Consider the following 15,258-nt stretch of genomic DNA (forward strand, 5'->3'; position numbering starts at 1 on the left):
TATAATAACTTAAAAATATACTAGCGCATGTATCAGGAATCAGATCGAACACCTGTAGAAAAAAGTAGATCGCATTAATTTTTAAAATTTAATATTATGAAAACAATTGTAAAAAAAGCGTTGCCGATGGCAATTTTTGTACTTGGAATTTCTGGAGCATTTTTTACTTCATCGATGCAGAGTGCAGAGAAAGCAGATGATATCAAATTAGGATATCGAGATACACCTCAAAATCCATGTAGCATGCCTATTACCTGTTCAGATCAGGAAAATGAGGTTTGTCGTGTTTCTTATCTTCCTGCCGGAGAGCAGGTATTTGCAAAGGATGAACAAAGTCAAACCACTTGTTCAGAAGTAGTATACCGTCCTTAATAATTAATTATTTGAGGAATGTATATTATAGGAATGTAATGCAGTTCTTTTGGAACTGCATTACTATTTTTATATTATTGCAAGCCATCTTTTATCCATGTTGAAGGGGGTAAATCTTTTAGCTTATAGTCAAACCAATCATGTATTCGCATCGATAAGTCTTTCTGATTTACAGGTTTTAAAATAGTATGTCCTTCTTTTGGATAAACTAACATAATATGCTCTTTATTTAATCGATGCAGAGCCAAATAAAGTGCTGCACTTTGATTCCAGTTCATTTGTTTATCGCTTTCTCCTGTCCAGGAAAGAAGCGGGGTTGTTATGTTTTCTGCATGTTCAATGGGTGAATTGCTATTATAACCTTCACGATCATCAAACAATGATTTTCCCATACGCCACTGCTGATTTTCAAAACGCCACATATTAGATCTGCCTGTAGCTCCAACTGTAAGATAGAAATTTGTCAGGTCTGAAGCGCCACTTCCTGAAACTGCAGCTGCATATAGATCAGTTTGTGTTATAATAAAGTTTGTTTCGTATCCACCGAAAGAATGTCCTATAAGACCAACTCTATTGGGAAGTATCATTTCTTTGTGAATTATTTCTTTTGTTGCAGAGACAACACAATCGGCTGCGGATAATCCAGGTTTCCCTATTTGATATGAGATATCGGGCAGAAGGACAAAATAACCTTGAGTAGTAAATGTTGTGATATTAAATCCTCTATCTTCTAATTGGGAAGGAGCAATATATTTATAAAAATCGTTTGATAATTTTTCATAAATGTAAACAATCATGGGATACTTCTTCTGGCTATTGTATTGAGCAGGATAATATAAGATGCCACTCAGCGAATCTCCTTTTGTATTTTTATAGTGGATTAGTTTTGCTTTTCCCCAATAAAATTCTTCCTGCTGTGGATTACTTTGTACTAGCAGTTTTGAAGAATCATTAGATTGATTTTTAATCATCAATTTGGGTGAAACGTCATATCTCTGTTCTAAATAAACAAATGTAGTTCCGTCGGCCGACTGAGTAAATTGATTGAGAAGCGTTGATGTTGAATATACAAGATTTTTATTAAATTTTGGTGACCATTTATAAAAGCCGGAATATCCCCGCACACTGCCCGCTTCTAATAATAACCCTTTGTGAAGATCGACCGAATCAAATATTATCCCATCGTAGTTCGATCTTGCAGGAAGGACTAAAGAGTAACCAGCTAACCTGAACTTTATTTGTGTTTCTCTACCAGAGGTCAATCTTTGAGCAGAAGTTCCATTCGTGTTTATCGCCCAGATATCATATTCGTCACACAATAGGATCTCTTTGCCATTCATTGTCCAGAAAATGCTAGAATCAACATCTGTATTATTTGGATGCTGTTTTTCATTATGAAAAAAAGAAGATTTCAGGTTTTTAGTGATATTGGTATGCGACTTTTTTGAAATATTATAAATCCACCAGTTTTTTTGTTTAAAGTAAGCAATGTATTTTCCATTTGGTGAGGCTGTTGTACGTAACATATTGCCGGAATGTTTCTTCAGCAACAATTCACTTTTTCCAGAAGATAAATCCATAATATAAAAGTCTCGCGGACTTTCATAATCATACTGTGGCTCATATTGCTTTTTATTGGAAAGTATCGCATAGCGCTGATCCCCCGTCAGCATAATTTGAGGTAGAGTATCATTGGAAAGAAGTCTTGTGTTATTTTTAAAAGGCTCCCATAGGGCAAGGTAAGTTCTTTCAGCTTGTTTTCTTTTTTCTTCCATAGGATAAATCCATTTAGCATTTCCGTTCCATAATTGTACTTCAGAGCTTACTTTAGTTATTTCTAGTTTGGTTTTTCGCTTTACAGAAAAAAAGACCTTTTGCATGTCGTCTGATATCTTCAGTTTGTGACTTTTATCGGTAATCGATAATGAATCTCCCAATTCATTCTGTACGTCAATATCAAGTTTGTAAATTTTATTGCCGTGCAAGTCATAATAAAAAACCATTTTGCTTTCTGATGGATTTAAAGGCATTTCCATAAAAGCTACTGATTTTCCTTTTGGATGCCAAACCAGATTATCAAAAGAACCCGAACTATTACCTAAAATTGTTATTTTGTTTTTTTTAGAAAGATCTAAAAGTGTGATTTCATGCTTTGTATCCGCTTTGGAAGTGTATAATACCATTTGCAACGCGGGATCCATTATAAAGTTATCAACTGATGCAATCTGCTCTTTGTCGGTACCATTCAGTTTACGAATAAGCAATGTCCTTTGGTTTTCATTTTGACTCAAAAGAATCAATAGTTTTCTTGTATTAGGCGAATAGTCATATTGTATCGCATTTTTAATTATTTCTTTTAAACCTGTTTTGAGATTTACAAGGTGCACTTCCTTAGTAGTTTGAAAAATAAACCAATCAGAATTTACAAAACGGCCATTAGTTCCCGCTGCGAAGCTTTTTGATAGCATTGATTTGGTATTTTTCAGAAATAAAGTATCAATACCATTTTCGTATGATAAGGTATAACTAACCCAACTTCCGTTTTCGTTTAATCCATTCAGATTTAATTGGCCCCATTTAGAATAATCATTTACATTCAGTATTTTTTTTTGCAATACCTGTCCCAAGCAGGGACAGGCGGCTAATTGCAAAATAAAAACTAAAAATAAAAATGCCTTTCGGCGGGGAAATATAACGTTTGTATAAATGTCTTTTTTCATTTTACTCTAGTATTCAGTAATAATTTGCATTTGCTAATGCAGATTTTGCACTATAAATTAGGGTTTACAATAAACTCACTTTCTGGAATTGGCAATAAACGATCGGTAGTATCCCAACCGGGTTTTGCAAATAATACCGCATCGAGATTATTGGTGCGTTTAAGATCAAAAAAGCGGTGACCATATTCCGTAAAAAGTTCTTTTCGTCTTTCCTCAATTATAGTCTGCAGAAATTCTTCTTTTGTATTGGCAACAGAATTAGAGAGCCCTGCACGTTTTCTGATTTTATTCAGGTCTTCTCTGGCTCCTTGATAATTTTCAAGTTGTGTATTTGCTTCTGCACGAATAAGATATTGTTCAGTTAAGCGTAGGATGATAGAATATTCCTTTGCCGCTGACGTATTTTTAGATTCTTTATATTTAGAGGCGTAATACCAGGTTTTGCCTGCAGTAGTAATTGCTGTTGTCCAATTTGTTTTACGAAGGTCGTTTGCTGTAAACGAATTCATAAGAGATTCACTCATAGCTACCAGTGGAGGCGGACCTGATGTGAATGTAAACAAAATAGCTTCATCTGTATTTTTTCCCGCTACTGATGGCATAAATTGCCAAATAGCCTCTGTTGAGCCTTTTAAAAATACCTTGCCTATTGTTTCCTCAAAAAGATAAAGTGAATTATTATCTATTACTTCACTGCTCATTTTAACAGCATCATTCCATCTACCTGTGTATAAATAGACTCTGGCAAGCAATGCCTTTGCCACAAATGAATTGACACGAACTCTTTCTGAGCTTGAATAAGAGGAGGGAAGAAGCTGTTCAGCATTTTTCAGATCATTTATAATATGAATGTAAACCTGATCGATAGGTAAACGTTTTACAGTACTATTCAGCTTGTAATCGGTCGTTTCGATATAAGGGATGTCTCCAAAAAGCTGTGTAAGATAAAAATGAAGCAAACCGCGAATACAAAATGCTTCTCCTTGTAATTGAGCTTTCTCTGTAGTACTAAAATCAGATACAGCTATACCTTCTAAAACTGAATTAACAGCGTAAATTTGATTGTATGTATTATTCCACATTGTACTTACAGTAGTGTTAGAAGGCAAAACAGAATTACTATAAAACGCAAAAGCAGGATTGGTAGATGTACCATAAAAAGTAAGTTCGTCTGTATAATAACCCAGTTGATTGGAAATACCAGAAACTGTTCCGGTAAGAAGACCTTTGTCGCGAATTTTGGCATAAATATCAGCCATTGCTGCATTGGCTGTTGTGTAATTTTGGAAAACTGCAGTATTGGTTAATTGCGATTTTGGAAGATCTACTTCGACAAATGAATCACAGGAGTAAAGCATTAAAATAAGTATATGAAAATTTATTTTAAAGGCTATTTTAAGTTGTGCTATGTTTTTTGTTGCTATTCTTTTCATGTTTTATCAATTAAAAAGTGAGTTGTATTCCGGCAGTAATTACTTTTAATGGGGGTAAAAATCCAATAGTACTTTCTGGGTCTCCATCCTCATAAGGCGTAAAAGTCAAGAGGTTTTGGCCATTTATTGTAAACAGACAATGTAACTCTTTCGATTTTAAAGGAAGATTATAACTTATTGCTATAGTTTTTAAACGAATAAAAGAAGCATCAGTAGCAACTGCATCACTGGTACTGTAAAGGGATTGTGCCGTCAATGCGACAGCATTGTATCCGGCAGTGTGCATTTGGTAAGGGCTTGTATCACCCTCTTGCTGCCAACTGTTCACGAACCTATTTGGATGATTGATCATTCCTGCAACTCCGGCGTAACTTTCACGCTGTTGTTTAACAAACTGAAAAAGAAAATCCAATTTCCAGTTCTTGTAACTCAGTTGGTTTTGAAACCCTCCAAAAAAATCAGGATTAAGATTTATGACAGTTTGTTTGTCATCTGGAGAAGAAATCTTTCCATCGTTATTTTCATCTTTAAACTGGTAAATTCCAGTTACGGGATCAAGCCCAGTGTATTTATACCGCAATAAAATGCTGAGTGGTTCACCAATTCGGTACGTGTTTTTATAGCTGGAACTAGCTAAGTTTGGAAACGATACCAGATTATTTTTAGAAAAGGAAACATTGAAATTACTGGTCCAGTTAAAATTTTTATTCGAATAATTAACGGTGCGTAATGTGAACTCCAATCCTGTATTCTGCACTGTAGCATCTAAATTGGCTTGCAGTTGTGTAAATCCAGTTGTTCCGGGAAGCGGAATACCAACCAATTGATTTGAAGAACGATTCTGATACCAAGCCCCAGTAATAAAAATTTTATCTGCTAAAAAGCCTAATTCCAAAGCAGCTTCCAATTTTTTATTGACTTCCCAGCCAAAATCAGCATTAAAGAGACGGGTTGGCTGAAGCCCTATTATGTTTTGATAATTGACTCCCGAGGAGTTATAGGTGTTCAAGAACTGGTAATCTCCAATCTGGTCATTCCCAGTTATCCCGTAACTACTGCGAATTTTTCCAAAACTCAGCCAAGAACTGTTTTTAAGAAAGTTCTCATTAGAAAAAAGCCATGCTACACCAACAGCGCCAAAATTCGCAAATTGATTTCCGGGACCAAAACGGCTTGATCCATCACGTCTTGCGGTCAGGTTCATAATATATAGGTCATTCCAGTTGTAATTAATTCTGCCAAAGAATGCCTGATATTTATAAATGGTTTCATCACTCATTTGAACTTGACGGTTAGTTGCCGAGGCCAAATCATAAATAAGAGCATTGGAGCTAAAACCGGAGCCCGATTGAAATAAACGCGAAGCATTCCTTTGCTGAAAAGTGCTGCCTAAAAGAATTCCAAGTTTTCCCTTGCCCAATTCTTTTTCCCAGTTTAATTGTGGTTCAATAATCCATGAGCTTCGTTTGCTGTTGTTGAGATATAAAGTTGAATTAGCACTTGTTATTCCAAAAGAAGGATTATAAATCGTGGAAGGGTTCGTACGGCTTTCCACATGCTGTAAATCTGTATAGCCAAAGTTGCTTTTGAGAATCAAATTTGGAATTATTTCATAAGATAGAATCGTGTTGGCTACAAGATCTTTTGTGTTGGATTTATTTTTGGCCTGCTGGTTGGCCAAAGGATTGTTCCATGTTCCGTTTTCCCAATTAAGATTTCCTGAGGAATCGTATAGGGCTGGGGCATTTGGTGCGAGTGTTGTAGATGTTGCAGTCAGATCAAATGCTGGTTGGTCATTATTTTGTATGGTGTATCCGGCAGAAAATACAAGGCGGAACTGGCCATCTTTAGACTGATGGTTCAAATTCACGTGCGAGTTTCCCTTTTTATATAAAAAATCCCCCGGAAATACGGTCGATTGTGTGTAATAGCTTCCGCTAAATAGAAATTGCGTGTACTGGGATCCTCCACTAATGTTTCCACGCAATTCGTTTATTAATGACGTACCGCCTATAAGTTCCTTTTGCCAGTCAGTATACCGATTTTGATCCCATGTTCCGTTGATGTCATAATCTCCTGCAGGGTAGTTAGCTATTCCATCATTACGAAAAGCCTGACGCCGCATGTCTAGATATTGGTCTGTGGTCATTAATTTCATAAAGCGGGTAACTGAGCCTGCTCCGGTTGAAGCGCTAAAATCAAACTTAGTCTTTCCCTCTTTTCCTTTTTTGGTCGTTATAAGTACAACTCCATTGGCACCGCGAGAGCCATAAATTGCAGTTGCATCAGCATCCTTAAGCACTTCAATACTTTCAATTGTGTTGGGGTCGATACTGTTTAATGGACTTGTTACAGTTGGAAATACTGTTGAGGTCTGTGTGTAACCGATAGCATCCGAAGCATAAGGTACGCCATCAACGATGTATAAAGGAGCATTGGCATCTGTTCTTATGCTATTTCTTCCTCTGATCTGAATGTCAAATCCGCCTCCCGGAACACCAGTATTTTGTGTAATGTTCACACCCGCCATTCGGCCCTGCATAGTGGCAAGCACATTGGTCACAGGCTGTGTATCGATATCTTTGGAGGTAATACGAGATATATTACCGGTTCGTTCACTTTCTTTGACTGAATAATATCCGGCATTCACTTTTACTTCTTGAAGGGTAGTAGAATCATAGAAAAGTATAATGTCTACAACTGAGCGTCCTTGAATGGGAACAAGCGCAGTTTTAAAACCTATATAAGATACTACCAGTGTATCATTTGAAGAGGAGGTTAATGAGAACTGACCACTGTAATCGGAAATTACGGCATTGTTTTTTTTGTTTTTAATGGCAATAGTTACTCCAGGCAGAGGATTAGTGCCGTCTGTGACAGTGCCTTGAACCTTATGTTGTTGGGAAAATGATTTGCCTTGCCGAGAGTGATTTTTGGCAGACATTGGTGAAAAAGACAATAGGAAGCCTAGAAAAATTAGGCAATAGAGATCTATTCCACCCTTGGAAAATGAAAAATTATTCATAATTTCGGGATTGGTTAGTTAAATATGATTTGATTGACTATGGTCCTCTACTCTAGTTAGTCGCTGCGGTTGGGGACCATTTTTTATGCATTAAGTAAACGGCTTAATGTTCACAAAGAAAGATTTTTTAAAACACGGGCAGTAATAATTTAAATGGTTGACTTTCAATAAAAGCGAGCCTTTAAAGTAAAAAAAGAAGTAAATTCACTAAGAATCTAAGAAAGTTTATGGCATAAAAAAGGCATGGAACTCAGCTTATTGTTATCGGGGTACTGGCGGCACCTTTCCACGAATAAGTGAGCCCACGCCAATGACGTGAGCATCTTACTTATCATCTCGTGGTTATTTAAACGCCAGTTTTCGATAACGAGATTCAAAGCGAATGCTTCAAATATTTTTACATGAAGAATCGCAAAAGTACATTACATACTTGAAATGATAAAGCAAATATAACAAAATATTTAATAATGCGCACTTTCGTACGCACTATTTTTTAAGGATTAACTTTTCTTTGTTATTATGACAGGAGTGAGTAATATTATTTGCAATTACATATATAAAAACTGGATTCAAACTTATAAATCCCAGAGATCTTTTGCATTGGATCATAATATTGAGGAGAGTATTGTTAGGAAAATAAAAAATACTGCGCTCAAAATTAAAGATATAAATTATAATGTTCCAGTAAATACGCTACAAAAAATATGTGATGCTAGGAATATGAAGCTATCAGAGTTTTTTAAAGTAATTGAAAATACAACAAAATTATAGGAAGATGCTTTTGCATCTTTTTTTTTTAATAATTATAATGTTGAGTTTTAATAAAAGCAACCTTAACCTTAAGATTAAAATATTTAACTTTAATACTAGAACATTAATAAAGAAATAAATAAAATGGAATTTTTAGCAGGTAATATAGAATTAGAAAATAATGTTTTAATTAATGAAATGTGGGACTTAATTGCCGATAATACTTTACATCTACCAGGTATTTTAGGCTATAAAACACCTTCATTAGGTAAAAGTATTGAGGAAACTCCATCTTTTATTTTGCGAAGTAATGAATTTGGTATAATTATAATAGATTTAGTTAACGACAATATAGTAAAATTTGATGAGGAAAATGAATACTGGGAGACTTCGGAAGGGGAGGAAATCTTCTCTAGAGATATAATTTTAGATTTATTTAAGCAAGAAATTGAAAGCAAATTTAAAAAAAATAAAAATTTGTTTGACATTAGAAAAGAAGAATGGAAAGTTGATATTAAAATTAACAGATATATTGTATTCACTCAAAATAGTTTAGAAGAGATAAATACACTTAATAATTGTGATAATCCGTTACTTAATAAATTTTATGGTGCCGATAATTATGGAGAAGTATTGGATGAAATATTAACAAAAACCGATAAGATTAGCCAAGATAAATTAGATGTAATTGATTCTATTTTAGATGGATCTGATATTTTTTCAAAGACTTCAAAAAAGAAAGTAGAAAAAGATCCTGAAAATATAAATGAATTTATAAAATTATCATTAGATAATACTTTCAAGCTGGATTCAATCCAAAGGCAAATAGCATTACAGATTCCTAGCGGTCCACAACGAATTAGAGGTCTTGCTGGTACTGGTAAAACTATAATTTTATGTATGAAAGCTGCTTTAGCCCATAAATTTTTTCCTGAAATGGATATACTTTTTGTTTTTAATACTCAAAGTATGTACAGTCAAGTCGAATCTTTAATTACTAAATATTATTTCAACGAAACTAACAAAATGCCTAATTGGAATAAATTGCATATTTTTCATGCTTGGGGAGGTAGTAATAAGCCAGGAGTTTATTTTAATACTGCCAACTCAATTGGTATAAAACCTTTGAATTATATGAATGTTAAAAATGCAGAAGATCCTTTACAAGTTATTTATGCAGATCTTTTACTCAATGGTAAATCTAAAATAATTCCAAAATATGATATTGTTTTAATTGACGAAGCACAAGATTTTCCTTCTGCTTTTTTTGAAACAATCTTTTTTATTACTAAATATTCTGATGAGGATAATAAACTTAAAAGAATAGTATGGGCATATGATGAATTTCAATCATTAACAGAAATAAAAATTAAAGAACCAGAAGAATTATTTGGATTAACCGAAGGTAAACCGAACATTCCAAATCATTACTTAGAAGGCTTCTATAAAGGAAAAATTCAAAAAGATTTTGTGTTACCAAACTCATATAGGAATCCAAGAATTAATCTAATGGTTGCTCACGGATTGGCATTAGGATTATATTCTATAAATAGTAAAATGCCTATGGATTCTAAAAGAGATTGGGAAGCTAGGGGCTATACCGTTTTAGAGCCAAATAAATTAGTTTTTGAAGAGAATGATAAAATTGAAGTTGAAAGAAATTCTTCTGTTAGTAAAAATAATTTGGAAAAATTAATTAGAGATAAAGGAAGAGAGGATAGATTAGTTCAATTTAAAACTTTGGCGGATACAAAAAATCAGCTTGATGAAACAATCTTAAGAGTACATTATCTTATAGATACTCAAAAGGTTGAGCCAGAAGAAATTATAATAATAAATTTAGATACAAAAAATTCTAAAGATCAGTTTGAATACATTAGACAAAAATTAGATATAATAAATATTAAATGTATAACACCAGGCTACATAGAAAGTAATGACTCTTTTAAAGTAAAAGGTTTTATAACATTAACAACCCCGTTTAGAGCTAAGGGGAATGAATCGAATATCGTGTTTATTTTAAATTCTCAAAAAGTAGTTAACGATTTTACTTTAAGAATGCGAAATGCAATATTTGTTTCTATTACAAGATCACGAGGATGGTGTTATATTTATGGGCAAGGGGATTCAAATACCATTTTAATAGAAGAAATAACTAAAATACAGAATGATTACCCATTTTTTAAATTTGATTTTCCGTCCACAGAAGATATAAAAAGAAAATATTCGATCTTAAAAAGTAAAAAAGATATTGAAAAAGCCGATAATGATATAAATACATTGTTTAGTGATGATTCATATAGAGCATTATTAATCGAAAAGTTAAGTCAAGATCCAAAATTGCTTCAGGAGATTCAAAATTTGAAAGATAAGCCAAATGAAACTAAGTAATATAGAGTCTGAATTAAAACTTATTGAAAATATTTTTAGAGAGCTGATTATAACATCTAATTTTAAAAAGATATCTGATGATATTATAAGTTGGGAAAATTATCAAACTGGTATTTTTAAAAATATATACTCTAAGGAATATGAATTTATTATTAAAAACCGTCAATACAGTTTCTTATTAAAAAAGGATAAAGGCTGTATTCAATTTTATTATTTTTATGAAAACGGTATAATTAGTAAAATAAAGATGGCATATTATCCTTATCCTGTAGAATTGAGAGAGGACAAAGATCAATTTGAAAGTTTAGTAAATGATTCAGAAGATGAAATAATTAGTGAATATTATTTTGATTTATGGAATATATTTAATCATAATTTTGAACTGAACATAAATGATGATAATTTAAAAAAACTTATAAATGATTCCATTGCGAATGGTAATGATGAGAGTGTCGAAAATCTTCTTTTAGGTACATTTGAATACAAATATAAACATACTAATACCTCGCATTTTAGAATTGATTTTGATTCAAAAGTGGCTTCTCACCATAAATGTGAAATCCAAATAGGTGCCATAAACAATATTAGACTTCCTATGGATCGGATTATATCACCTTTGTTCTTTTTTGATTTTATTATAAAAAATGTCTTTAAAAAAGAATATGTTGATATTAAAAGTAAAGCTGATTACAAAACCAATTTTAATAATTCTAAACGTAATTCTTTGGTGATAAATCCTTTTGATGAGTTAAACATATTTTTAAATCATAAGTAATTATACTTTTTTGATATTATCATAAATTATTACAAAAAATTAGATATCAAAAGATATCTCCATAAAAAGTAATCGTTTAGATTTATTAAAAGATCACGATAAAACAATCTGACTTTATTGTAATTAATCAAGAGTTTGAAAAGCAATTCAAATGCATCAAGAGATGATTTTAAAATTGTGTATTTTAAAAATTGAGAATTTAAATGACCGAAAAAAGCGAAAAAAGAACGAGATAAAATTACTTTTCCGAAATGATTTGTGAATATAAATTGTTGAAAAAATCGTCAGACACCAACAATTGTATTACGCTTTTCGGAAGTATTCAATTTAATAATTTCCAATTATAGAATGCCCGGAATATTGGTTGTTATAAGGAAAAATAATTAAACAAGTGTATCTTTAAAAGAAGAAAAAACGAAACATTTATTTACTTTAGCACTTTGAAAAAAGAAAGAAATGGCAAAAGGCACAAACGAAAGAATTACAGAGAATATTGTTCGAGATACTTTAAGAAATTTAGGTTATTACGAGCCAAATAATGGCATCACTATTGAGGAACAAAAATCTGAAATTGCGAAAGTTAAAGCTCTATTATCAAAATCAAGTAAAAATCAGAAAGGTAACTCAGGGTATCCAGAATTTATTATTTCTAATAAACTAGATCCAAATTTTTTAATAGTTTTTGAGTGTAAGCCAGATACTAAAAAACATGCAAGTTTTAAATTAGATAAACCTGTTGATTTTGCGGTTGATGGAGCGATTCACTATGCAAAACACCTCTCTGAAAAATATACAGTCTTAGCTATTGCTATAAGTGGAACAACTTTAGATTCTTTGAAGATTTCTAATTATATTTTTCCTTCTGAAAACACTCCTTATAAAGAGCTTGTTAATGAACATGGTCATCAAGTTACAGAAATATTACCTTTTGAAGATTATTATCGCCTGTCATCGTTTGACCCGGAAGTTGCTAAAAAGAGGCATTCAGATTTAATATCATTTTCTAGAGAATTACACGAGTTTATTTGGGCTAAGGCGAAAGTGTCTGAAGAAGATAAGCCTTTATTGGTGAGCGGAACTTTAATTGCTCTAATGAATAACTCTTTTCAAAAAACTTATTCCTCTTTAAATTCTGATGATATTCAAGAAGCTTGGATAAATGCGATAAAAAAAGAGTTAAATAAAGCAGAAATTCCACAAGGTAAAAAAGACACAATGATTCAGCCTTACACGGCTATTGCAGTGCATCCAAATTTAGGAAAACCTGATACCAAGACAGCTATAGAATACCCTGATGGTGTTTTTAAAGAATTGATAGATAGGATAAATGAAAATGTTTGGCCATTTATAAGTATATATCATGATTTTGATGTAGTTGGACAATTCTATGGTGAATTTTTAAAATATACAGCTGGAGATAAAAAGGCTCTAGGAATTGTATTGACACCAAAACATATTGCTGAATTATTTTCATTAATTGCGAATGTACACAAAGATGATATTGTTTTAGATATATGCGCAGGTACTGGAGGGTTTCTTATTTCCGCTATGCAACATATGCTTAAAACTGCTGTAACTGAAGAGGAAAGGCTGGATATTAAAAAAAACAGATTGATAGGAATTGAAAATTCTCCAAAAATGTTTGCCCTTGCGGCTAGTAATATGATTTTGAGAGGTGACGGAAAAGCAAATCTACATCAAGGAAGTTGTTTTGATGAAGCTATAACTGCATCGATAAAAAAATCAAAACCAACAGTTGGAATGCTTAACCCACCATATTCACAATCTAAGAGTGATGCGGAATTACATGAATTATATTTTGTTAAACATATGCTTGATCTATTGCAGAAGGGAGCAACTGGTATCGCAATTATTCCTATGAACTGTGTTATATCTCCTCATCTTGCTAAACAAGAATTATTAAATAAGCATACTTTAAAAGCAGTTATGACCATGCCGATTGAACTATTTTACCCAGTAGGTGCACCAACATGCATTGTTGTTTTTGAAGCACATACTCCACATTTAAAAGCACATAAAAAAACATGGTTCGGTTATTGGCGAGAAGATGGGTATATGAAAACTAAACATTTGGGTCGAATTGATTTAAATAATAAATGGTCATCAATTAGAGATAGATGGATAGAATCATACAGAAATAATGAAATACATCCAGGAGAATCTGTAAGTGCACATGTTACTGCAGATGATGAATGGGTAGCAGAAGCCTATTTAGAAACTGATTATTCGACAATTACAAAAAATGACTTTGAGAAAGTTGTTAGAGATTATGCTGTTTTTAAAATGTTAAATGAAGTTAACTAATGGTAGAGCTAAAAGAAATTTTTGACGTCCAATATGGTCATTCTTTAGAGTTGAATAAGCAGGAAATTTGTGACGGTACTAATGGAATTGCTTTTGTTTCTAGGAAATCTGGGGATAATGGAATATCGGCTTTTATAAAAAGAATTTCAAATATTGAACCTGCACCTGCAGGTGAATTAACTTGTGCTTTAAGCGGGAATGGTGTATTATCAACTTTTATTCAAGAAAGAGAATATTACACATCATATCATGTTGCGAGGTTAAAACCAAAAGTTAAACTGTCAAGAACAGAATTATTATATTATTGTCTGTGCATATCAAAAAATAGATATAAATATAGTTGGGGAAGACAAGCAAACAGAACTTTGAAAAATATTTTAATTCCCTCTGTAACAGAAATTCCAATTTGGGTAAATGAATATGCTGCTGAGACATTTGAAAGTTCTGAGAAGCCATTGAATTTAAGTAAAAATATTATTCTTGAACCAATAGGTTGGAAAGAATTTAGATACGATGAAGTTTTTGAAATCTGTAAGGGATATTATAATAAAAAACCACCTACATGTGACAAAACAGCTACGGCAATACCTTTCATTGGTGCAACGGAATATAATAATGGAATAACTTCCTATATTGAAAAAGAAACATTGGGAATTTATGATAAAACCGGGACAATTACAGCTAAAAATTTCAAGTTAAAACTTTTTAAGGCTAAGTGTATAACAATAAGTAATAATGGCTCTGTTGGTGAGGCTTTTTATCAAGAGCATGATTTTACATGTTCGCATGATGTAAACCCAATTTATCTTTTAGACAAATCGGTTGATTTTAATAAATTTATAGCAATGTTTCTTGCTACCCTGATTAGAGCAGAAAAATACAGATGGGGCTATGGGCGAAAATGGAGACCAGTAAGAATGCCAAGTTCTGTAATTAATTTACCTGTTGATTCGAATAATAAACCTGACTGGGCGTATATGGAAGAGTTCATAAAAACAATAAAGTTTAGCTCAACTATATAAAATATATAGCAAGGAACACAGTTTCTATAAATTAGTAAATTTAAAAGAATTATGTTTTTTATTGTCTTTCGTTCAGTACTCATATATTCGCAAGTTGCAAATTCATGAGGCAAGTGAATCTTGTTTCTTTTATTTCGTAAATTGCTAACAATAACTTTGTATATCTCTTAAAATATGAAGTTTAAAATCTTTTATTCAGTTGTTCAAATAGTGTTAATACCCTAAATTACTTTTTTAAATAATTCTAATTTAACCTATTTTTTCAACATTTGCTTTAAGCCTAGTATGCATTCTACAGGATATGGTTTGGGCATTTACCATAATTAAATCTATGCAAATGTTTGTTTTTTTTAAAATTTAATCCATTAACAATAGTCTTCATTGGAAAATTAAAATAGGTTTAATATGGTTATCGAACTTATGGCTTTTAGTAACTATAATAAAC

8 protein-coding genes are annotated in these 15,258 nt (G+C 32.3%); 5 read left to right on the top strand and 3 right to left on the bottom strand.

The annotated features are described in order from the left end of the window. Window positions 1-96: 96 nt before the first annotated feature. Complete coding sequence (locus BKM63_RS17565) at window positions 97-372, top strand: DUF6520 family protein (protein WP_071637863.1); 276 nt, start codon at window positions 97-99, stop codon at window positions 370-372. Between the two features lie 74 nt (window positions 373-446). On the opposite strand, the gene BKM63_RS17570 is transcribed toward BKM63_RS17565, so the two are convergent. From BKM63_RS17570 to BKM63_RS17580, 3 genes are read right to left on the bottom strand one after another with little or no spacing between them, the layout of a single operon-like run. After that, a complete protein-coding gene (locus BKM63_RS17570) occupies window positions 447-3,092 on the bottom strand; it encodes an alpha/beta hydrolase family protein (protein ID WP_071637864.1) in 2,646 nt (881 codons plus the stop codon). A gap of 50 nt (window positions 3,093-3,142) precedes the next feature. Further along, complete coding sequence (locus BKM63_RS17575) at window positions 3,143-4,525, bottom strand: RagB/SusD family nutrient uptake outer membrane protein (RefSeq protein ID WP_071637865.1); 1,383 nt, start codon at window positions 4,523-4,525, stop codon at window positions 3,143-3,145. 10 nt (window positions 4,526-4,535) lie between these two features. Next, entirely contained in the window at window positions 4,536-7,469 is a 2,934-nt protein-coding gene (locus BKM63_RS17580; RefSeq protein WP_347512051.1) for a SusC/RagA family TonB-linked outer membrane protein, read from the bottom strand. Window positions 7,470-8,444: 975 nt separating this feature from the next. Here BKM63_RS17580 and BKM63_RS17590 point away from each other — a divergent pair. From BKM63_RS17590 to BKM63_RS23675, 4 genes are all read left to right on the top strand, one after another. Further along, complete coding sequence (locus BKM63_RS17590) at window positions 8,445-10,691, top strand: DEAD/DEAH box helicase (protein ID WP_071637868.1); 2,247 nt, start codon at window positions 8,445-8,447, stop codon at window positions 10,689-10,691. Next, a complete protein-coding gene (locus BKM63_RS17595) occupies window positions 10,678-11,466 on the top strand; it encodes a DUF2290 domain-containing protein (RefSeq protein ID WP_071637869.1) in 789 nt (262 codons plus the stop codon). Before BKM63_RS17590 ends, BKM63_RS17595 begins: the two co-directional genes overlap by 14 nt. Window positions 11,467-11,922: 456 nt before the next feature. Beyond that, complete coding sequence (locus BKM63_RS17600) at window positions 11,923-13,791, top strand: HsdM family class I SAM-dependent methyltransferase (RefSeq protein ID WP_071637870.1); 1,869 nt, start codon at window positions 11,923-11,925, stop codon at window positions 13,789-13,791. Continuing rightward, on the top strand, window positions 13,791-14,813 hold the full coding sequence (locus BKM63_RS23675) for a restriction endonuclease subunit S (RefSeq protein WP_071637871.1): 1,023 nt from the start codon (window positions 13,791-13,793) through the stop codon (window positions 14,811-14,813). The genes BKM63_RS17600 and BKM63_RS23675 overlap by 1 nt, the downstream gene beginning before the upstream one ends. The last annotated feature ends 445 nt before the right edge of the window (window positions 14,814-15,258 follow it).

The organism is Flavobacterium johnsoniae, assembly GCF_001879205.1.
Taxonomy (GTDB): Bacteria; Bacteroidota; Bacteroidia; order Flavobacteriales; family Flavobacteriaceae; genus Flavobacterium; species Flavobacterium johnsoniae_A.

What these genes read in the sequence shown, in the direction of transcription:
- BKM63_RS17565 (WP_071637863.1), top strand. Translation starts at nt 97, where the DNA reads ATGAAAACAATTGTAAAAAAAGCGTTGCCGATGGCAATTTTTGTACTT.
- BKM63_RS17570 (WP_071637864.1), bottom strand. Translation starts at nt 3,092, where the DNA reads ATGAAAAAAGACATTTATACAAACGTTATATTTCCCCGCCGAAAGGCA.
- BKM63_RS17590 (WP_071637868.1), top strand. Translation starts at nt 8,445, where the DNA reads ATGGAATTTTTAGCAGGTAATATAGAATTAGAAAATAATGTTTTAATT.
- BKM63_RS23675 (WP_071637871.1), top strand. Translation starts at nt 13,791, where the DNA reads ATGGTAGAGCTAAAAGAAATTTTTGACGTCCAATATGGTCATTCTTTA.
- BKM63_RS17600 (WP_071637870.1), top strand. Translation starts at nt 11,923, where the DNA reads ATGGCAAAAGGCACAAACGAAAGAATTACAGAGAATATTGTTCGAGAT.
- BKM63_RS17575 (WP_071637865.1), bottom strand. Translation starts at nt 4,525, where the DNA reads ATGAAAAGAATAGCAACAAAAAACATAGCACAACTTAAAATAGCCTTT.
- BKM63_RS17580 (WP_347512051.1), bottom strand. Translation starts at nt 7,469, where the DNA reads ATGTCTGCCAAAAATCACTCTCGGCAAGGCAAATCATTTTCCCAACAA.
- BKM63_RS17595 (WP_071637869.1), top strand. Translation starts at nt 10,678, where the DNA reads ATGAAACTAAGTAATATAGAGTCTGAATTAAAACTTATTGAAAATATT.